A 20,580-nucleotide genomic window follows, 5' to 3' on the forward strand; every position below is an offset into this window, starting at 1 on the left:
GGGCATTGCCGAGGGCGGCAGTGAACGAATCTGAAGGGCGTTTCGAATCGAATGAACTACCCTCAGCATCCGACCCAAGCTGTGGAGTGGTTCGCCTTGGTTGCCTTTCTATTTTGTCGGGGGCAGCGACCGGGCGCCCATGGCGGTGTTCCGCCAGTACATGGAACAGCTGCGGATGCCACTCGAAGAGCGTCCGCAACTTCCACGCAATTCTTCCTTTCTCCGAAGTGAGAGGGTTGCCGTGCACTTGCTCCGGGCGATTGAACGTCAGATGCTTGGACCTGCCCAGGTAACAGAGGCGAACATCCTGACCTTTCCGGATATCGCCAATACCTTTGGCTCCTTTGTTGCCGGCGAACTTAGAAAAGCCGGACGTGTGCAACGCAAGTAGACGTAAAGGCGCACTAACTAGCCTTACTGGCTTTTGCGTTCGCTTCCGGCAGTTCTCGCTGAAGCGCCGGCGCTTCAGCCGAGTTTCGACCTGTGTCCCCAAGTGCTCGCTCCGCCGGCCGACAGCAAGAGATTCAGCATCTGCTCGATTTTTTCCAGGTATGGCGCGATCTCCGCCACGTTGGGGATGTCAAGTCGAAGATAACTTTGGCCTTTGACCCTGCTTATCCTGACTCCGTTGGGCGAAGATCCTTTTTCGGTCGCAAGGATCGACAAAATCTCGCTTGTTGAGGCACCCGACGATACCGAGTTCGATCGATTAACGATCTCGGCTTCTCCGAATTCTTTTAGTAGCTTTTGCAGTGTCGCTACATGCGAGAACGAGAGGGCTGTCTTTGTGGCAAACAACGCGAGTACCGATTCAGGCAAGCGGGCCGCGCTAATCCTGCGCGAGATCTGGAATATCGAGACGCCTAGTTCCAAAGCCATAGCGGTCTGGCTTGGCCAGACATTTCGCTCAATCATGGAAAGATAGAATCGACCCATTTCTAAGATGGGCGCCTTGTCCTGCTTCAGCCGCCGATGATACGCAGCCGCCGTGTGGCGAGTCAGAACGTCACGATGTGGAAGATTATTTATTTCCAATTTAGGCCTTGGCTGCTGTGTCAACTAAAAAATATGGGCCAGCGCCACGGGTGCTGGCCGGAGTCGAAATCCTTCGCGAATTGCAGAGGATTATAAAAGCGCTTGGCCGGTGCTTACTTTCTGGCGCCCCGTGCCAAGCAGAAGCGGGCGCGAAATCTCGGCGTCCGTCCACTACTTGTTCCACGATCCGCTGTCAGGTTTCTAAACTTGCAGACTTCCCGCTTATCTGCGCCGCCTTAAGATCCTCCTCGCCTCAACAAAGCAGAACGGCCACGCCAAGACATCAGGGCGCGGATGTGCATCCGAATGCAGAGGGGCACCCATGCGCCGGGCCTTTGTGGCGCCTTGTAACTCGGCGAGTCTTGTTGTCTCTATTGATTCGTAACAATCGGACCCGAATGGGTCGGTATGCCGCGGTCGTTTATTGCAAAATCAGCAAAAGGAGTCTGAACCGGTTCAGACACCCGTCGCCGGCGTCGCAGCACCCAATGGGCGGACTAAATCTTTGAATGCACAACAATTTCTCTTGGTCTTCGTCTCGAAGATGGCGCGAATTCCCCTAGTTTTGCACGTGCAAAATATTTTTCAACGGGACCACTCTCAAGTGACCTTACACGGCTCTCACCGCGAAGTGACCCCTAAAAGCCGACGAAATACCGCAGCTTTGCGGGAAGTGTGTCTGAACCGGCTAAACCGTTGCGCTGCCAACCCCTTGAATGGTGGAAAGCGGACGTAAAACGCTCATCTTTCGCATGACCCGATTCCCCTCCGGACTGATTCAATTGAGTCGGCCTCAATGGATCGTTCGTCATGCGCTTATTCCGCAGCAAGAAACAGGTAGCTCTCTCCACCGCACCAGGCGGTTATTCCGAAGAAGATCCCGAAAAGATCATCTTCGACATGGGCACGCGCCTGCGTGTCGAAGCGAATCACTGGAAGACGTTCGCTTTCCTTCTGATCTTCGTTGCGGGCGGGGCTGTCTACACGCGCAATCCCGCGCCGTCGGTGGTGAAATCGTATGGCGTGTCCTCTGACGTCAATGGACATCCTGTCGTCACGCAGCTGACCTCGTACAGGCCTGACGATCAGGCGATTCGCACGGCGCTGCGTGAAACCGTCGAGCGCTGGTTCACGATCGAGCCGGTGCTGACCGACGACATCCAGTCATCGCGCATGGCCCGCAACATCAACGGCGTGAAGGCCATGATGACTGGGAATGCGCGCAACCAGTTCGCAGACTGGATCAAAGCCGACGCGCCATTCCAGGCGATCACGCTTAATCCCAAGCTCGTGAGGGAGCCACGCGTGACCAACGTCGCGCTGCTCGAAGACTCAACAGCGGTCGTCGAATTCAGCACGAGCACAACCCAGCAGCCGACGGACAAGCCGGTCGTCCAGAAATACGCGCTGACCTTCCGCTATCAGATCGTGCCGCCCGCATCCGAAGATGCGCTCGGCTCGAACCCGTTTGGCCTGTTCTATCCGCTGTTCTCCATCCAGAAGACCCAATGATGATCGCCTCCCGCACGCTCGCCCTGTGGGTCGCCGCCTTCGCGTGCGCGGCCGCCGCCACGTCGCCCGTCTTCGCTGCGAGGAAAGGGGGCTCGCCGGCATCTTTCGATCTCGCCACGGCGATGAGCGATCCGATGAGTCCCGTTAATCCGTACAACGCCGGTTCGGACCCGGTGACCATGCCTGGCGACGCGCGGATGGCGGTGTTTCCGTACAGCCGCGACCAGATCTACCGGATCATGACCGCGCCGCTGAAGAACACCACGATAGAGCTGGCGAAGGGCGAGAAGCTCACGACAGATCCGGCTATGGGAGATTCAATCCAGTGGGTGATCGATACCGATGGTGAAAACCACATCTTCGTGAAGCCGGTCAAGCCCGGGCTCGTCAATACGCTGCACCTGACGACGAATTTCCGCGAGTACGACATGACGCTCGTGTCGTCTCCGATGGGGGGGCTGTTCTATCAAACGGTGCGCTTCAACTACCCGGGCTCGGTCATGGCCAAGGTTCGCGCGCGCGACCAGGCCAACGACGCCGGTGGCTCGCGTGGCGACGACGTTAGCGTGGGGACCAATTCCGGTCCGATCGGCGTTTCGCCTGACAAGCTCAATTTTGATTACACCGTGTCTGGCTCTGCGTCGTTCCGGCCTGAGACTGTCTTTGACGACGGCAAGTCGGTGTGGCTGCGTCTTCCCGCCGAAGCGCCGTTTGCCGTGCCGCTGGTCAAGGACCACGGCGACACCGTCAGCCCGAACTTCATCCGTCGCGGGCAGTACATCGTTGTGCAGGAGATGGCGAGCGAGATCGTGCTGCGCGCGCCCAACGAAGAAGTGACGGTGAAGCGGCGCCGTCCGGGTCTGTTCGGCTTCTGAGGCTGACGATGAACCAGCAGAACGGTCAATCGGGCGTGCAGGCTGCCCTGTTCAAGGGCAAGTCGCCACGGAACGCGCTGATAGCGGCGGGCCTCATCACGTCGCTCATGATTGGCGCCCTTGGCTTCTACTACCAGGTCAAGGAGAACGCGAAGGCCGACGACGAAGCCGCACTGCTGAAGAAGGCCAAGACCGCCGAAGTGGTGGACCGGTCCAACAGCACGCAGGATCTCGACAAGACTATCGAGGACCAGCTCAGTGCCGCACACAAGATGGCTGCATCCGAAGCACGTGCGGCCGCCGCGGCGCGCGCTTCTGCCCAGTCGCCGGCTTCTGCGCCGGGTTCAGGCGGCGATCCGTCGCTGACTTCCGACGGCTTTCTTAACGATCAGCGTACGCAGTCGATGAAGGCGCAATCTGACGAGGACGCAATCTACGCGTCTCCCATCTTCAAGGCAGGGCTGAAGGCTAAGGACCCCGGCACGCAGCAGCCGAACCAGCTTGCTGGCATCCCCACGCCGGCACAGGTCGCGGCGCAACAGGCTGCCGCGCAGCAGGCCGCAGCTGGCTCGGTAGGTGACCGCGTCGCGGCCGCGCTTTCCGCTGCCGGAGTCGGTGGTCAACAGGGCGGAGCACGGTCCTATTCGGCGCAGGATCATGACAGCGCCTTCATGAAGAACGTGTCAGCGCAGTCGGATAACGGGCGCGATTTTCCTCGGGGCGGCTTTGTGGGTCAGGCGCGCGGTTGCGTGCTGTCGCCGCCGCACCACATTGGCGTGCTCGCCACCGAGAAGCTGAATTCCGACCGCCCGGGTACGGCTGCGCTCGTTGTCGAGCGCGACGTGTACGACAGCGTCCGGGGCGACTGCCTGATGATCCCGAAGGGTAGTCTCATCACCGCACCGTACAGTTCAGACATCCAACCCGGCCAGGAAAGCATTCTTGTTGCTGCAAGCGAGCTGCGTCTGCCCAACGGCAAGCACGTGCCGCTCTATGGCGCGCAGGGCGCCGACGGTGACGGCGCGGCGGGCTTCTCGGGCGACGTCAACAACCACTTCTTCAAGATATTCGGGACCTCGTTTCTCGTTGCGATCCTGCTGCGTAAGTACGATGGCGGCGACACGAGCACGACGACCGGCCCGCTTGGTGTCACCCAGGTGGGCAGCACGGGCGGGCAGGTCGCCGCACAGACCGCGCAATCAATCCTGGAGCGTTACAAGAACATCCCACCGACGATCACCGACGATCCAGGCAAGCGCCGCTTCATGCTGAAGGTCAATCGTGACATCGTGCTGGAGCCGTACCGCGATGAATAAGCGACTGGTTGCGCGGCTTCTCCTCTGCACGCTGCTGTGCGCGACCGCGAACGTCGCATCGGCTTCGACGATCGCCGAGGTTATCAGTCCCACGAACGTGGTGCTCGCGCACGGCAACGCGCGCGTGCTCGCCTCGTTCGACGGTAAGCCCGTGTTCTGGTGCGGCCTGCGCGCGTTTGAGTCGTGGGCGGCGCCCCTTGTTGGCCAGCCGGTCGGGAGCAGCCCCGACACCGGCATCACTGTAACGGTCGACGCCCGCGATGTGCCGCTGGAGCGTCTGCTTGTGTCGAAAGGCTGGCTGCAGCCGGTAGCCCTCGATGACGAAGCGCAGGCGGCGATCGCGGAAGGGCGCGGCGGATGGGCGTGCGCGAGCGTGACCGCGCCCTTCGACCTCATGCATAGGACCGTCGATGCGAAGGTGCTGGCAGGCATCGCGCTGAACGAGTCGGGCCGCAACGGTCGCGCCTGGCCGTGGACGTTGAACATCGCAGGGCAGGGCTTTTTCTTTCGTACGCGCGAGGACGCCTATCGCGTGGTGCAGTCACTGATCGCGCACGGCCGCAGCGACTTCGACGTCGGCATCATGCAGATAAATTGGGGGTACCACGCCCACCGGTTTGCCTCGCCATGGGATGCGCTCGCGCCCGCCACGAGCATCCATGTCGCCGAAGACATTCTCAACGAGAACTACAGCAAGACGCATTCGGTTGCGAAGGCGATCGCCTACTACCACAGCGCCAATCCGGTCCCGGGCCAGGCGTATCTCGCGCGCTTTGCGCGGCACCTCAACCAGATCCAGGCCGGACTATGAAGCACACTGTTTCCCGCATTGCTTTCGCCTGCGCCACGCTGTCTGTGTTCGTGGCGTCGCACGCCGCGAACACCGATCCATTCGATTTTGACTACGAGATCGCGGGTGGCATTGCGGAGCGCCCCGCGCTGATATTCAACGACGGATTCAAAACGTACATCCAGCCACGCGCCGGCCAGGTCATCACGGCCACAGGCGGTCATCAGGAAGGGCCGTATGTTGTTGTCGACGGCACACCGGAAACGCTCACATATACGGTCGCCGGACGCGCGGCGAGCGCTCGATGGACGAAGGCAAACGCGTTTATCGGTGCCGGTGCGCGCGGCCCGCTCGAATCGTTGCGCGACGACCAGCCATCCGCGTTCGACGGTTTCACGAATCGACTGGTCCTGATCGGCACGCACGAGTCGCTTGAGCCCGTGCGCGTGCTCAAAGGCTCGATGCCTGTAGCCGCAGTCGTGAAAGCGTTGGCTCCGCAAGGCTGGACAGGGTCGGCGCAGAAAGACGTGGATCTGACTGAAAGCAGCAGCTTCGCCACGCGGTCCGGCGAGAACTGGATGCAGGCGCTTGATCGCCTGATGACGCAATGCGGTCTCTACGCTGACGTGGACTTCACGACGCGTCATATCAGACTACACCGCGACGCGCCGAAGTCGGGCGCACTCAACTACGCTGCCGGCCAGAAATCGCAACCGGACGCGATCGCGCAGACGGTCGCAGCGAGGGAGGGCGCGGCAAGCGGTGCGCCGCAAGCATCGTTGCTCGCGCAGTACTTCGGCGCGCAGGCGATCCGCGATGGCGACGACACGCACACGCAGATCCGCTTTGCGGCAAAGCCGGTAACCGAACTGACCTTCCGAACAATGGACGGTCGCTCGCTGCATCCGAAGTGGGACAACGAAACTGGTGTCATGACGGTTGATCGCGCCGAATGCATGATGGTTTCGGACGGTACGCACACGGTTGAGCTGGGCCGGTCTTCGGGCACGGTGTACGAATTTGACGCGGCCAGCGCTGCGCATCTGGAGGCGGTGTTCGACCGCGACGGTCAGACGTTTTTCAAGTTCGCCGACTCGGTCGTGCAGGTCCATGTGAGCGATGTGAAGCACCTCGGCTCGGGCGAGCAGAAGGGCCGCTACTACATGTTCAACGGCACGGCGGACCAGTTCATCGTGACGGCCGATGGCACCACCGTCAATGTCACGCGGCGTCACGACGTGAAGTATTTCGAGCGCCTCGCGCCGGCGACAGTGTCCGCCACAACGGCGGTGGCGAAATCGTGATGCGCCCGATTCATTTCTTCGCTGGTGCCGTGGCTGCAGTCTGCGTGTCGCTCGCGCACGCAGACTGCCTGGATGACGCTGCGGCGTACCAGCACATCAACAGTCAACTCGTGCGCGCGATTGCGCAGCATGAATCCCAGATGAGAGCCAACGCGGTTCACATGAACAGCGACGGCACTGAAGACATCGGTTTGATGCAGGTGAACTCGAGAGAACTTCCGGGGCTTGCCCGGTATGGAATTCGTCGCGAACACCTCTTTGACGCGTGCGTGAATGCCTACGTTGGCACGTGGATTCTTGCGCGAAAGATCAGGCGGTTCGGCCCCACCTGGAAAGCCGTCGGAGCCTACAACGCATCAACGCCGTGGAAGCAGCTGAATTACGCCAACGCCATTAATCGCCGCCTGCAGCGGCTGGGGCAACAACAATGAATGTGACCACCGAACGTAATGACCGGGCGCGCGTGATCGCGCATGTTCTCGCAGCAATGCTATTCGTGGCCGGGCCTGCATGGACGCGCGCGGCGACCGACCTCAATCAGTCGCGCGTCGCCGCGCCCGCCGGCGACGGCTGGCAGGTCCTTTCCAGTGTTCCGGTTGGCAATGTGGCAGGAGAGCCGCCCGTTGCAACTGCGGGTGCTTCGGCGTTGCCGCTCTCCCCCGCACCCGCCTCGATGGCCGTGGCTCCGGTTGTTCTACCGACGGCAACAGCAGCTTCCGGCGGTGTGCTCACGTTTTCCGTATCGCCATCGGATCGCAATCTGCGCAACGCGCTCGACCGGTGGTTGCAGACGCAGGGCTGGCAACTCGCGTGGAAGGTCGACGATGACCTGCCGCTCGAATTCAATGCGACGTTCTCGGGCGACTTCACGTCCGTCCTCACGCAGGTGATGAGGGCCACCAACCATATGCGGGTGCCTACGCGCGTATGCCGTCATTCGAACAACGTCATCCGCGTCTTGGCACGCGCGGCCAACTGTCAGGAGTAACCGATGCGCCACGCTTCCATTTTAAAGACTGCGATTGCTGGTGCGTGTTCGCTCGTCATTGCTGGCTGCGCTGTCACTCAGGGAGATGTCAACTCGGCCTACGACGCGGCGAATGGCGCGGCGAGCGCGGCTATGAGCAATCTGCCCGGCTCGATGGCGCTCGTCGAAGACGTGCCGGCAGCGTTCCTCGGGGACCGCCTGGTGCCGGTCGCCTATGAAGCGACGCTGCCGGCGACGTTTCGCGAGAAGCGCATCACGATGCCGGCGAACCTCGATATCAACCAGATCGCCAATCTCGTTTCCGGCGCGACTGGCTATGCCGTTCATCTGAGCCCGGACGTTTTTGTGCCGCGTAGTTCACTGGTGCCGCGCGAGGGAGGCTCGTCCGATGGCAAGGCTTCGACCACATCGGGCGGCGCAGGCGGCAGCAATTATGAGAAGCCGGTCTATGCCCAGGTCTTCGACGGATCGGCGGGCGAATACCTGACCCGGATGACGCAGGATCTTGGCCTCGACTGGTCGTTCGATGGTTCGACGATCAATATCACGCGCTTCGTGACGCGTATGTACCAGATTGCCGCCATCCCGGGCAAGGTCTCCATCAAGTCGACCATGTCCAAGGGCATGGACACTTCCACGGGCAATCAGGCGAACGGCAGCGGCGGTGGGGGAAGCGGTGATACGGGGTCCTTCTCTGCGCAGACCTCGACGGGGCGTGCAGGCGAGTTCGACCAGATCCAGTCGATTACGGATGCGCTGAACAAATTGCGCACGCCTATGGGCCGGGTCAACGTCAATCCGCAGAGCCGACTGGTCATGGTGCACGACACACGCGAAGCCGCCGATGCGATGGGCAAGCTGCTCGCACAGGAAAACGCGGTATCGACGCGTCAGGTCGCGATCCGCGTGCGCACCCTGCAGATTGCGCTGAATCGCGGCAGCCAGGCGGGCGCGAACGCCGATGTAGTTTTCAACGCCATCCAGGGTGGTCTTGCGAAGTACGCAATCAGCTTCGCCTCGCCCACGTCGCTCTCGTCTGGAGGTGGCACGCTGGGCATGTCGGTGCTGCGTCCGAATGCGCCGTTCACTGGAACGAATGCCGTTATCAATGCACTTAACCAGTACGGCCGGACGGTGCAGGACAACACGCAGACGAAGCTGACGCTTAACGGTCTACCTGTATCGATCGCGTCATTCCAGAGCGACGACTACCTGCGATCGACGACTTCTTCCGCAGGCAGCCTGACGGCAACTTCGGGCGGCGTTCCCGGCCTGAATCCGGGCACCGTGACGACTGGCGATTTCGTCAACATCCTGCCGTCGGTGAACGATCACAACCAGATCGTGCTTGCCTACTGGAGCGACAGTTCAAAGCTGAACGGCCCCTTTACCGAGAAGTCGGTCGGCTCCGGTCAGACGCAGCAGACGATTCAGCTCGCACACACGGTCGGCAGCAAGGACGATCAGATCGTCGCGCTCGCGGACGGGCAGACCGTCGTGCTGTACGGGGAGATGACGGACCACGCTGACAGCACGACCAACGGTGGCATCGCCGGTATCACGGGACTCTGGAACAAGGCGAAGACCTTCCAGGTAATCATGCTGACGGCGTCGGTCGTCCCGTCGATGTGAGCACCAGCATGCACATTACCGATCCACTGCCGCGCGAAAAGAACGCGCGTCTCGTCTTCGGGCTGGAGTGGCGCGCCTATCCATCTCGGCAGATGCGGGCCGAACGCCGTCGCTATGCCGATGATTTCGGCGCGACCCATTACGTCGAATACAGGATCGGCAAGGACGTCATCGGTGGCTTCTGCGCGCCGGAGATGGCGGAGATCAAGGGCGCGAAACTGTACTCGGGCGCCGCGCGCATCGCCCAGCATGACCGCGTGAAGGGCAAAGCCGCTGTGGTCGTTCTGCTGCAGGACGATCAGCGCGTGCACGTGGTCTTCGTTGTGCGCGGTGTCGTGCGCAGCGATGAGGTGCTCACGGTATTGCAGGCGCGGGACAGAAAGCTCGCCATCGAGCAGGAATGTCTGAAGCTGAACCTGGCGCTCACGACGCTCGGCTCCGGGCCGGGAGTAGGGGACGTGGACGAGAGCTTTGGTGCGGCAGCGCTACTCGATGCGCGTAGAAGCGCCCGGGTCAGCAAGGTGCCGGCCAGCGTTCCGTCGATTGTGCCGATTTTCGTCATCGGCGCCGCGCTCGTTTTTGGTGGCATGCAGCTGGCCGATGTCCTCAATCCGCCTGCGCCGCCTGCACCGCGAGAACCCTCGTTCGAGGAGAAGTACGCCGCGCTGGTGCGTCAGACCTTCGCCGCAAAGATGCCGCGCGCGAATCTGCTTGCGCCGGCACTGCTTGCGACGCTCGGCAACAGCGAAACGGTCGTCGGAGGGTGGGTGTTCGAGAAGGCGGTGTGCGGCACACAAGGCTATTGCGCCGAGATCCTGCGCCGGTATGGCGGCAGCTTCGATGATCTTCGCCAGGTGGCCCCTGAAGCGATGCGCCCGCTGCATTTTGATGCCGACGGCCTGCATGCCGGCGCGCGCGGTCCGCAGATTCCTGCTGTCGCGTTCGTGGCAGACAAAGACCAGAGCACCTGGCCCACCGAGCAGGGGCTGATCGACGCCTTGCAGACACCGCCACAAAAGCTTTCCGCCAAACCGTTCGAACTCGACAGCTACGGCTACACCGTGCATCTGGAACCTGCGAAGCCGCTTCTCGCGGTCCCGATGGGCACAACCGATTCCCGCCCGGCGCAGATGATCCGTGTGGGTGAATGGACGATCAGCGGCTTGCGGTGGCAGTCGCCATTGCTGGCCAGGCTGCCGCCGAACATGACGCTGGACACGATGACCGTTGCGCTGAAGCTGGGAGAGCCTGGCGCCAGCAGATCGCAAAACGGCGGGACGGACGTACAGAACGGTATCCATTTCACAGCGAGGGGCAAATATTATGTTCTCAACTAAAGGCCTGCCGATGCTCGCGGGCGCCTTGATGCTTGCGTCAGGCGTGGCCCATGCCCAGCCGAAGACGACGGCGCCGCATACGCAAACGGTCAATGCGTACCTGCCTTCGGCAGACCTCGACCTAGGCGCAGAATCGCCAGCCAGCGGCGCATCCGCCCGCAAGAGCGTCGTCGCACAGTCCGCAGCTTCACAGACCGCGGCCGCATTGCCTGGGTCGGCTGCGGCTGCGCCCGCGCCGTCGGAGCCCCGCCTTTCCATTGAGGATGTGGACCGTATCGCGCGATCGTCCATCGCACGTCAACTCGCCGGCAACCCCGGAGGGCAGCCCGGCGCTCTGTCGCTCAACAGCGCGCCCCCGGTCACGACACCTGTGAACGCCCCTGCACCCGCGGCCATCCACCCGGCTTCCTCGCGCCCGCGCTCGGAGCCGGTGCGCTTCGTAGGCGCGTTCAGCGATCTGAGCGGACAGTCGGTGCTCTACGAATACCGCAATGCATCGTATCCCGCCCATGTGGGCACAAGGTTGCTCAACGGCTGGACCGTGACGCGTGTCGACGGATTCGTTGTGACCGTTGAGGAAGGGACGGGCAAGGGCGCGCGCACGTGGACGGAAACGATCAGCGGCGGCACGCCCGCGCAGGACACCCAGCAACCGGCGGTAATTGGGCTGGCAGGTCGTGGTTTGCCCGATCTCTCGGGCCCGCTGCCTCCGTCGATGCCTCTTTCCGCTGTTGGCCGGTAACACAGGGACGCTAATCATGAGTATGTTTTCTGGCATAGAAAAGAACGAGCCGTCCACCGGCGGCATCTTCGGGCGCTTGCGCGCGTTCCGGGCTGGCTTCTCGGAAGAATCCGCGTCGTCCATGCCGATCGCGGGCTCGGAGAAACTGGACTCTGGCGACCGTGAGCCGCGTTTCACGGGCAAAAGCACCAGGGTAAAAGCCGAACCGGTCGAGACAAAGCCCGGGCAGCCGATGACCCTTGGCATGAGACTGCGATCGGCGGACATCAGTGACGTCGACGTGCACGATGATGAAGAGTTGCATGGTCGGCCGCCTGTACCGGAAGTCAGTGCGTTCGAAGTGCGGGGCGAACACGCGGCGAACGAAGCTGGCGCGCAAACGGCCGAAACTGTCAATGCATCGGCAGCGTCGGTATCAACCGCTGCTGGTGAGACAGGATTAGCGGAGGACGCGCAGCGCCCTGTGGCTACCCACGCTGAACAGGACACGGCCGCCCGAATGCCTGCAGCAGATGTGGGGGACGCCACCGCGTCGCCAGCCAGGGAAGTTCACGGGGCTCACGCGGATGCCGCACCGGTCGTGGAACTGGGCGAAGAGTATTTCGCCCCCGGACTGCCTCAGCTAGCTTCGGCCGATGCTCTCCTGTTCAAACGAATCCTGAGCGAACGCGGCGCCGACGCAACCCTGCGCATTACTGACGCAGCTCGCGGCGAGTTCGTGGCCGTCGAGGTCCAGGCGGGCATGGCGATTGTCCTCACCACTCAATCGTTTCATGAGTCTGCGCTCTATCCGACGTATCTGAAGGATCTTGAGCGCGCCGACATCAAGGTGCATGAAGAGATGATCGCGGGCGAGGCCGTCATATCCGCGATCTACGCGCGCGAGCGCAACCGCTCGGCGGCCATCGTCCCGGAAACGTCGCGCGCGATCGGAACGTTTCGCGATGTAGCAGAAGCTGCCCACGAATACGGCGCAGGCGACATCCACTACGAGTACCGCGACTTCAACGACGACGTCGAAGTGCGTTTCCGGGTCAACGGTGACCTGTACACGTATCGCAAACTGTCGAAGTCGCTGGTGCGTCGCGCGCTGTCTGCTTCCTATCAGGATCTAGTCGCACGCAACACAAACTCGGGCGAGACATTCCAGCCGAGCGCGCCGCAGTCGGCCATGATCCCGCTCGTTGTGCACACGGACATTCTGAATATCCGATGGCAGAGTTCACCGCTCGTCGGCGGCTTTGACGTGGCTCTGCGCCTGCTTGACGGCAACTTCCGGAACCTCAAACTGTTGATGCCGGAACAGATGGGCCTCACGCGCAGCCAGTTGAAGATACTCGGCTCATTGTGCAACGTGAGTGGCGGGGTATCGATTTTCACGGGTGAAACCGGGTCAGCCAAATCGACGCTGCTGCGCGCGCTTTCATACATGCTCTCGTCGCGCGATCTGCGCAAGCAGTATGTCGTGAGCGAACCCTCCGAGTTCCCGCATCCGTGGCTTTCGGAAATCTCGATACCGCGCCGGCCGGACGAATCGGACGATGACGCGAGCCGCAAAGGCGCCGAGGTCATCCGCACGCTGATGCGGATGGACCCGGATGACCTGACGGTCAATGAGATCCGTGACCGGGTGATGGCGGCACTGGTGGCGGAGCTGGCACTCACCGGTCACCCGGTCAGAACGACCTTGCACGCTGACAGCGCGATCGGCGCATTCATGCGGCTCGCCGGCGGGCGTCTGCAGTTGCCGATGGATGAGGTGTCGTCGGAAAAGTTCGTGAACGCTGTGGCCAACCAGAAGCTGATACCGCTGCTGTGCCCGCACTGCAAGGTGCCGGCGCGGGGCGTCTTGACGGCGCAGCAGGTCCAGACGCTGGAAGGGAAGTTTGGGCTCGACACGTCAACGATGGCATGCCGCGATGAAGCTGGTTGCGAACACTGCCGACTGAAAGGCCTCTTCACGCGTGCGGGAAAGGTGGCGGCAGGCACGAAAGGGCAGACGCTCGCGATGGAGATTTTCCGGCCGACGTTGGAGTTCCTCGACCTCGTGGCGGTGCGCGACTGGCGTGGTGCAGAGAAGGTGTGGCGAACGAGCCGTGTCGCCGGCTTTGACAGTGACGACATGACGGGCAAGACGATCTACGAGCACGCACTCTACAAGGCGTCGCAGGGGATCATCGACCCGCGTTTCATCGATACGGCGATGCGCTCGTTCGACGAATACAGGATCTACGCAGACCGTGACGGGAGGATGCCGTCGTGATAAGGGGGCTCGTTTATACGCTCTTCATGATGCTGCCGCAGAAGGAACGCATGCGCGTGGCGACCTGGCGCTTCAGCAAGCTGCGCGAAGGCTTCTATCGTGAAACGCGGCTCGATGTGGCCGCGAAAGGGCTGCGCAACCGGGAAACGCTGCTGGAGCGGCTCACGACGCTCGAGAAGCGTCACCGCGACCGCAAGGGACTCGCGTGGCCTGTCTTCCAGGCGATCGGCAAACGGATGGTGGCGGGCGATAACTTCGCCCATGCGATGAGACCATACATCCCGACCGATGAATACGCGCTGCTGGAAATCGCAGGCGCATCGACCCAACAGGACGCGGCCGTGCGAGGCCTCGAGCTCGCCGAGATGGCGGCCAACGCAAAGGCTGTGCTGGCGACCACAACATCGTTGCAGATGGCGTATCCGGCGCTGCTCATTATCTACATGTACCTGTACGCGATGCTCTTCGGCGGCACCATCTTTCCCGCCGTCGCCGACACAAAGCCTGTCTCCGAATGGTCTCCGTTCGCGCAGGCCCTGTACGCGTTCGACTCGTTCGCCTACCACTACTGGTGGTTGAGCGGTTCGATCGTCGGAGGCCTTGTCTTCGGGTATTTCCACACGCTCAGGCGCTGGACCGGCCATCTGCGCAACAGGGTCGATGCGATGCCGCTGATGTGGCGCAATCGTCGTGATCTGCGCGCCGCTTTGCTGATTGTCTCGCTCGCAGGCCTTTTCGACTCGAACCTGACGCTGCGCGCGTCGCTCGACCGGCTCACAAAGACCGCAGATCCGTGGCTCAAATGGCATCTAAAGCGGATGGGCCGCAGGCTCACCCAGCATCCCGACCAGACGATGCGCGCGCTGGACACGGGAATCTTTTCTGAGACGGTGATGGACACCATCGCCGACGCCGCGGGCCGTGACCAGTTCGTGGAGGCCATCAAGGCGCTGGGACGCAATTCGCTTGACCGCGTGATGGCGACTGTCCGGCGCAACGCCCGGATTACGCATTACGTGCTGTTGGGATTTGCCGTCTCACTGTTTTTCGTTTTCGGCATCGGGTCGTATGTCGCGACCGGTGCTGTCAGCTTCGACTCGTCATCGTCTGCTGGCGCCAATTACTGAGGAAAGAAATGAACAAGAACATCGCAATTCTCAAGACCAACTCTTCGACGGCTGCGGTCCTGCCGGCATCGTCAGACCGGCAGTCGGCGCTCATTTCGATGGCACGGCGTCGCCGGCAGTCGGGTGAACTGTCGCTCATCGAAGGCGCGGCCGTCATGGCGGGTGCGGCGCTGCTCGCACTCGTCGTGTATCAGGGCCGCGGATTCGTCATGGATCGTATCCACGCGCATCAGTTCAAGAGCGAGGCGCAACTCTTTCGCAGCGGCATCCAGGACGCCACGTCGAGCGACGTGGACTTCTCCGGTGAGACCCAGCAGAGCCTTGCGAAGAACCACGCTTTCGACTCGGCGAATTCGCGCGTGAACACGTCGACGGGCGTGCTGACGGGAATTTTTGGAGGGGCAGTGACCGCTGTCCCCGGAACAATCTCGTCGACTGACGATGCGATGATTGTGACGTATCCGGTGCCGAGCACGGTCTGCTCGCTCTCGGTTGGCGCGGTCGCGGGCGCTTACGCAAAGGTAACCGTCAATGGGACGACCATCTCGGACCCGAACACCGCATTCAACGGGGCGACAGCGGGCACCACGTGCAGTTCGGCGGGCGCGACGGCCAGCATCGGCATGTACGCCACCCACAATAATTAAGGGCGCTGGGCATGTTCAGCATCGTCGAGATGGTGGTTGTGCTGGTTGCTGCCGCATTGATGACGGTCGTCGGCATCAAGGAAGATGCCGCGAAGCGGCGGGCACAGGTGCTGACGGCTGAAGGGCAGAATGAGGCGGTCATCAACGCTGCGCTTGGCCAGTGGGTCACCAATAACTACGCGACGCTCACACAGAACGGCCCGGTGGATGTTGTGCCTGCAACGGAGCTGCCCACGCTCAATCAGCTGTTCACGCAGGGCAACCTCCAGCAGCCGCACGCCAACGGGCCGTTCTGGGGCGGTGTGTACGTCGTCAGCATGAGCGTCGGTCCATCGACCTGTTCCGTGAGCGCAGGTGATTGCCATGTCACCTACGTCCTGTATCCGTCAATGCCGGTAACCCGTGGTGGCAACCCTGACGTGATCGGTGCTTCGATCATCGCGCAGGCGGGCGGCAACGCTTTCGGCTTCTCCAAGATGCCGAATCCCGGGACCATAACGGGGCTTAACGGGTCGTGGAATGCGTCCAATCCGCTGCCTGGCAGTCCGGCTGGCGCTGTTCTCGCGACGAACGGTCCGGCTTCGGACGGTAACTCGGTCTATATCCGGCGCGATGGCGCGCTGACGTGGACCGGCGACCAGAACGTCAACCACGTCAGCCTCCACAACGTCCATAACCTCGACGCCGAGGGAACAGTCAGTGCCGCCAACGTCGGAGCGACCGGAGCAGTAGCCGCGAGCGGCGCGGTTTCAGCCGGGACGACGGTTAGCGCCGGCACAACTGTTACGACGGGGAACGTCGGGTGGCCCCGCGTGTCGTGCCCGAAGGTCAGTGCGATGACCGGGGCGAGCGACAACTCGGGTCTCATGCTGTCGTGTCAGAACGTGTCGGGCGTCCTGCAATGGATGCCGGTAGGCGGCCCCAAGCTGTGGTACGGCTACACGCAGATCCCGAATGGCAACGGCACGTTTGTGCCGAACCCCAACTGCCCTGCGGGCGGGACGCCGCAACTCGTTGTGTCGGGCCAGAGCATGTACACCGATCCAACTGCCGTGATCAGTTATCCGACGGCGGGCACGGGGCCGTGGACCGTCTATATAACGGATGGCTCAGGGTCCGTCATACAAGGGACGGCCGTCGCCGTCAGTTACTGTACGTATTGAGGGGAGTGCAATGAGGTTCGTCAGCATCTTTGCGAGGATTGCCTTTGTTGTGGGCGTGTTTCTGGCCGGCAGTGACGCAATGGCGGGGCCGGTAAGGTGCTCCGTGAACAATCAGGATTCGACGTGTGTTGGCCACCTGACGACGGCATGGCAAGCCGCGCCGACGTGCCCCAACCAGCCAGGCTGGACGACCATCGCATCGGCGCAATGGATCGGGTCGCAATACTCCGCGCCACAGTGTAATTATCAGGCACCGCCAACCTGTCCCACCGGCTTCACACAAACTGCAGCGCCGACATGGAACGGATCAAACTGGGTCGGAATCGGGTGCGCCGTCCCGCCGCCAGCGCAGGGCATTCCACCCGGCACACCGGAATCGCTGGTTTGTCTCGGCGCAGCGGCAACGGTTGATCCCTGGGGTACGCCGGACAATTCGTTTATGCACTGGTCGAGTGATCTTGCGGCTGGGCAAACCATATTTGGCTCGTTGAGCGGCCCGACGTACGGGTCCGTTAACGACACCTACTCGGCGTGGTTCAATTCGTTCCCGTGGCAGAACATCGCACAAATCAACTACCAGGCGGGAGGGACGCCGAACCCTGGTACGGCGATGGTCGACATGTGGGTTGGAGGCGACTCTTATGGTGGAACCGTGGCATGCTGGGTGACTCCGGGCACAACCAATGTGTTGGGTGTCCAATACTACAACTTCCAATACGAGACCAATGGAGGTTGATTGAAGGCCAAAAAAAGGGAGCGTTGCTCCCTTTTTCGTTTAGTAGCCTGTGATGTCTAGCTACCCGTTGTGAACGTCCAAGTGGCACTAATTGGTGTTCCGTCCCGCTGTCCGTTGAATGTCACCGTGTAAGTCGTATTTGCCGCAAGTGGAGCTAGAGGAAGCAGGAAGGCAACACCCGCAGCAAGCGCGCTGTTCACGTCCGCCGTGGCGCTCGAAGTCGAACCCGTGAGCGCAGCGGACGGAACGATGATCCGAGCAGGCACGGCCGTGCCGCCTGATGGCGTAAGCGTGAAGCTTGTCACGGTCAGAACATCGCCGGCGTTGGCGGCGGTTACGCGGACCATGACAGGCCGGCCAGGCGAAGCCAGATCCGGTGCCGGATTTAGGGTCTCCGCCGTCATTGCGCGTGCCACGCCGGTTTCGTTGGCGAGTGGCGCATGTGCGATTGCCGTCGTCGCCATTTGCTGACCGGCGGAGGGAAGGAACCCATTAGCTGTCGGTGTACCGCTGACACCTGTTGTCTGGCCGAAGTCCAACACGCAGGAATAAGTGCCTTGCGTGGTGTTTTGCTGAAAACCAATCCCGATGGTTTGTTGCACCTCGGTTGCGTCCTGCAAGTGATAGACCGTATTCAGAAACTGGCCGAGGCAATTGGAAGCGAAGGCGGTAGACGTTGCTTGGGTCAAGCCGACGGCGGCATTTTCGCTGATCCACTCCGTTGCGGGGGCGCCCGCCTTATCGGCACGGCTGAGAGGTGTCGCTTCATAGTAGTCAGCGTTCGTCGATATCTCGTTGTGCGTGACGGCCGTGATGCTGCCGTTTGCGAAATTCGTAACAAGGTAGAGCGCGTGCTTGTCGCTCGACGTATCCAGAATCGTGTCCTGGGAAAGCTCACCCACGCCCATTGCAAGACGGTAGGCATTCAACTGGGAGAACGCTGCCGCTTGCATCGTGCCACTGGTATAGGTCGGCGTCGCGACCGAAGTTACCACCGATGCCGCAGGCGAACTCGACGAACCGGTCGAAGAACCGCTCGAATTGGTCGTGGAGCCGGAGCTGCTGGAACCACCACCGCCGCCGCACGCAGACAGGGCGAACGCAGCGGCGATCGAAAGTGCGGTGAGTGCTTTCTTATTGTTCTTCATTCAATTTCCTCGATTTTGTTTTGGGCCGCGCCCTTTGCGCGACCTTGATTTCATCTTATCTGGCGCTGAGTGATGTCAAGTCGACGTTCACCGCCGTGTTCTCGGTCCGTCACGGCTTGTTGCCGGTAGCCCATTTACCGGCGTCGACATTTTATTGATAACGGCAAAAACCAGCCGAAGATTAGACCCCTCGACAGATGCCGAGGGGTCGGGGTCGTCAACGACGGTTACGCTTGCGCCGTCGATGAAAAACCCTCAGCCCGATGAATGCAACGACGAGCCCGAAGCCGGTCGCTTCAGGGAGAACTCGCGCGAGTTCCGGCACGAGTCGCCCCGCCATGAAGATTGTAAAAAGCGCAATGGCAACGCGACCGACCCATGGCTGGGCAAGCATGGAGACGAAGCGGGAGCTCTGCTCGCTCGCCCACTTGCCATATCCCTCGTTGGTCTTTTCGAGGTCGAAGGCCGCGGCATCGATGGCTCGCTCGCTCTGATAGAAGCGTTCGTACTGTTCAAAACGACCGTCTCCGCGTCCCTCAAGCCACGCCGCGCTGCTCTCCGGCGCCATGTAGTCGAAGTCGTCCATATGCCTAGTGAATACGCCCGGCATGCCAGGCCACCGCGCCAACAGCATTGGCGATGATCCTTCCATCTGCTTCGGCGTAGTAGGCCCCGGTCTCGGGGTTCTGCCACCCGAATTGCGCATGTCCATCCGTGTCGAAAACGACCAGACCTGCTGGCAGTTCACGGACGTTGTTCTTGTCAGGCGTCAGCACGGCTTCTCCGGGCAGCACGCTTGCGCGCACCGAGTTGCTGCATACAGGCAGGGCAGTGGAAGCGGCTGTGCATCTCTATTTTCGCGTCGGTGTTCGAGACGACGTAGTGCGTCCCACATCCGCGGCAAGGTGCGACCGTCAGGCGCGTATCAGCGGCCATCGAGCGGATCAGGTTCCAGCCGCGGTCGGGCATGATGAGCCTGTTGCCGCCAAATAGACGGTCATAGACATCGTTTGTCGCGAGCAGGGCTTCAGCTGGATTGGCACCCATGGCTGTCGCCGAACGATACAGCCACGCGTAGACGGTCGCATGTAGCCGGTGGGCCGGCGACTCGACAAACCATGAGAGCGACGTTGCCGTGTTGCCGCAGGGCGAGCTTTTGCCGTTGATCTCGAAATACCGGATACGCATCTGGTGCTGGTTCAGACTGAACAGGTTCGATGCCGTGGAGGCCCGAAGTCCGTATGCCATCATCGCGTTTGCGAGAGCTTCGTTTCTCAATCGGCCAAGACGCAGTTCACCCCACTGTGCCGCATACGGCAGATTGCCCACGCGGGAGGGCGAAGTGAGCATGATCTGATGGGCGACGATCTCGTCCGTCAACGTACTAGCTGTGAACTCGTACCAGAACGTCGGGCTGTCAAAGCGCCAGCGGAAGAGGGGAAGCTCCTTCATGCGTGTCACGGCAAGGTTGAGCTTATGAGTCGGGACCGACATCAGATACCTGGCCAACTCCGTGGAAATGCCGAGCAGAGGCGCGCTCAGGACGCTCACGCTCAGTACCTGCGTCATCAACGACACGAAGACAACGTTCTGCTGGTTCACTGCGTAGGCCAGCAACGAATCCAATGGAGGTGTCTTGCGACGCAGTTCGTCGACGGCCACGGTGGTCGCGGTGCTGTCCACAAAGCAGCGCCAGTCTTCGACTGACTGCAGGGTCGGCTCGACCATCAGGAATGGAGCGCGCAGCAGGCTTCGCAGGGACGACTGGTTCAGTTGCAGCTGCTCGATTTCCTTTCGCTCGACGTTGAACACCTCGTTAAAGCGACCGTCGTGTTTGAGCATCCATTTCAGATGGTCGACCAGGTTGAAGTTGACCACCTGAATCTGGTCGATGAGCCAATCAGGCACGTGGAGCCGGTCGATTGCCCGAAAATTTTCTTTGTTATTCACCGCTTTTTCCTTTTT

20 protein-coding genes are annotated in these 20,580 nt (G+C 61.5%); 15 read left to right on the top strand and 5 right to left on the bottom strand.

Features of this window, described 5'->3' with window-relative positions:
* Positions 1 to 139 precede the first annotated feature (139 nt).
* On the top strand, positions 140 to 391 hold the full coding sequence (locus KHO33_RS36460; protein WP_200567611.1) for a hypothetical protein: 252 nt from the start codon (positions 140 to 142) through the stop codon (positions 389 to 391).
* A gap of 74 nt (positions 392 to 465) precedes the next feature.
* On the opposite strand, the gene KHO33_RS36465 is transcribed toward KHO33_RS36460, so the two are convergent.
* A complete protein-coding gene (locus tag KHO33_RS36465) occupies positions 466 to 936 on the bottom strand; it encodes a hypothetical protein (RefSeq protein ID WP_200567612.1) in 471 nt (156 codons plus the stop codon).
* Between the two features lie 909 nt (positions 937 to 1,845).
* Here KHO33_RS36465 and KHO33_RS36470 point away from each other — a divergent pair.
* From KHO33_RS36470 to KHO33_RS36535, 14 genes are read left to right on the top strand one after another with little or no spacing between them, the layout of a single operon-like run.
* Entirely contained in the window at positions 1,846 to 2,547 is a 702-nt protein-coding gene (locus KHO33_RS36470) for a type IV secretion system protein (protein ID WP_200567613.1), read from the top strand.
* Positions 2,544 to 3,422 carry a TrbG/VirB9 family P-type conjugative transfer protein gene (locus tag KHO33_RS36475; protein ID WP_200567614.1) on the top strand — a complete coding sequence of 293 codons (879 nt, stop codon included), beginning with the start codon at positions 2,544 to 2,546 and terminating at the stop codon, positions 3,420 to 3,422. Before KHO33_RS36470 ends, KHO33_RS36475 begins: the two co-directional genes overlap by 4 nt.
* A gap of 8 nt (positions 3,423 to 3,430) precedes the next feature.
* Positions 3,431 to 4,738, top strand: coding sequence for a TrbI/VirB10 family protein (locus tag KHO33_RS36480; protein ID WP_200567615.1), 1,308 nt, complete (start codon positions 3,431 to 3,433; stop codon positions 4,736 to 4,738).
* Entirely contained in the window at positions 4,731 to 5,549 is an 819-nt protein-coding gene (locus tag KHO33_RS36485) for a transglycosylase SLT domain-containing protein (protein ID WP_200567616.1), read from the top strand. Before KHO33_RS36480 ends, KHO33_RS36485 begins: the two co-directional genes overlap by 8 nt.
* Positions 5,546 to 6,832: a TrbG/VirB9 family P-type conjugative transfer protein gene (locus KHO33_RS36490; protein WP_200567617.1), complete on the top strand. Its 1,287-nt coding sequence runs from the start codon at positions 5,546 to 5,548 to the stop codon at positions 6,830 to 6,832. The genes KHO33_RS36485 and KHO33_RS36490 overlap by 4 nt, the downstream gene beginning before the upstream one ends.
* Positions 6,832 to 7,263 carry a lytic transglycosylase domain-containing protein gene (locus tag KHO33_RS36495; protein ID WP_200567649.1) on the top strand — a complete coding sequence of 144 codons (432 nt, stop codon included), beginning with the start codon at positions 6,832 to 6,834 and terminating at the stop codon, positions 7,261 to 7,263. The genes KHO33_RS36490 and KHO33_RS36495 overlap by 1 nt, the downstream gene beginning before the upstream one ends.
* A complete protein-coding gene (locus tag KHO33_RS36500; RefSeq protein WP_200567618.1) occupies positions 7,260 to 7,820 on the top strand; it encodes a toxin co-regulated pilus biosynthesis Q family protein in 561 nt (186 codons plus the stop codon). Before KHO33_RS36495 ends, KHO33_RS36500 begins: the two co-directional genes overlap by 4 nt.
* A gap of 3 nt (positions 7,821 to 7,823) precedes the next feature.
* The gene (locus KHO33_RS36505) at positions 7,824 to 9,452 is read left to right on the top strand and encodes a type II secretory pathway protein (RefSeq protein WP_200567619.1); all 1,629 of its coding nucleotides are present in this window, start codon (positions 7,824 to 7,826) and stop codon (positions 9,450 to 9,452) included.
* 8 nt (positions 9,453 to 9,460) lie between these two features.
* Entirely contained in the window at positions 9,461 to 10,789 is a 1,329-nt protein-coding gene (locus KHO33_RS36510) for a hypothetical protein (protein WP_200567620.1), read from the top strand.
* Positions 10,776 to 11,531 (top strand): hypothetical protein, encoded by a 756-nt coding sequence (locus KHO33_RS36515; RefSeq protein ID WP_200567621.1) that lies wholly within the window; start codon positions 10,776 to 10,778, stop codon positions 11,529 to 11,531. The genes KHO33_RS36510 and KHO33_RS36515 overlap by 14 nt, the downstream gene beginning before the upstream one ends.
* A gap of 16 nt (positions 11,532 to 11,547) precedes the next feature.
* Positions 11,548 to 13,794 (top strand): ATPase, T2SS/T4P/T4SS family, encoded by a 2,247-nt coding sequence (locus KHO33_RS36520; RefSeq protein WP_200567622.1) that lies wholly within the window; start codon positions 11,548 to 11,550, stop codon positions 13,792 to 13,794.
* The gene (locus KHO33_RS36525) at positions 13,791 to 14,921 is read left to right on the top strand and encodes a type II secretion system protein (RefSeq protein WP_200567623.1); all 1,131 of its coding nucleotides are present in this window, start codon (positions 13,791 to 13,793) and stop codon (positions 14,919 to 14,921) included. The genes KHO33_RS36520 and KHO33_RS36525 overlap by 4 nt, the downstream gene beginning before the upstream one ends.
* An 8-nt stretch (positions 14,922 to 14,929) precedes the next feature.
* Positions 14,930 to 15,568 (top strand): type 4 pilus major pilin, encoded by a 639-nt coding sequence (locus tag KHO33_RS36530; protein ID WP_200567624.1) that lies wholly within the window; start codon positions 14,930 to 14,932, stop codon positions 15,566 to 15,568.
* Between the two features lie 11 nt (positions 15,569 to 15,579).
* Complete coding sequence (locus KHO33_RS36535; protein ID WP_200567625.1) at positions 15,580 to 16,731, top strand: ATP-binding protein; 1,152 nt, start codon at positions 15,580 to 15,582, stop codon at positions 16,729 to 16,731.
* A gap of 792 nt (positions 16,732 to 17,523) precedes the next feature.
* Here the strand turns inward: KHO33_RS36535 and KHO33_RS36540 are convergent.
* The 4 genes from KHO33_RS36540 to KHO33_RS36555 form a co-directional block, all read right to left on the bottom strand.
* Positions 17,524 to 18,420: a spore germination YkwD domain-containing protein gene (locus KHO33_RS36540; protein WP_211629269.1), complete on the bottom strand. Its 897-nt coding sequence runs from the start codon at positions 18,418 to 18,420 to the stop codon at positions 17,524 to 17,526.
* 412 nt (positions 18,421 to 18,832) lie between these two features.
* Positions 18,833 to 19,201, bottom strand: coding sequence for a hypothetical protein (locus KHO33_RS36545; RefSeq protein WP_200567628.1), 369 nt, complete (start codon positions 19,199 to 19,201; stop codon positions 18,833 to 18,835).
* A gap of 4 nt (positions 19,202 to 19,205) precedes the next feature.
* Positions 19,206 to 19,391 carry a hypothetical protein gene (locus KHO33_RS36550; protein WP_236074797.1) on the bottom strand — a complete coding sequence of 62 codons (186 nt, stop codon included), beginning with the start codon at positions 19,389 to 19,391 and terminating at the stop codon, positions 19,206 to 19,208.
* On the bottom strand, positions 19,378 to 20,565 hold the full coding sequence (locus KHO33_RS36555; protein ID WP_200567629.1) for a FlhC family transcriptional regulator: 1,188 nt from the start codon (positions 20,563 to 20,565) through the stop codon (positions 19,378 to 19,380). The genes KHO33_RS36550 and KHO33_RS36555 overlap by 14 nt, the downstream gene beginning before the upstream one ends.
* Positions 20,566 to 20,580: the final 15 nt, after the last annotated feature.

Origin of the sequence: Paraburkholderia nemoris, from assembly GCF_905221015.1 — a bacterium.
Lineage (GTDB): Bacteria > Pseudomonadota > Gammaproteobacteria > Burkholderiales > Burkholderiaceae > Paraburkholderia > Paraburkholderia nemoris.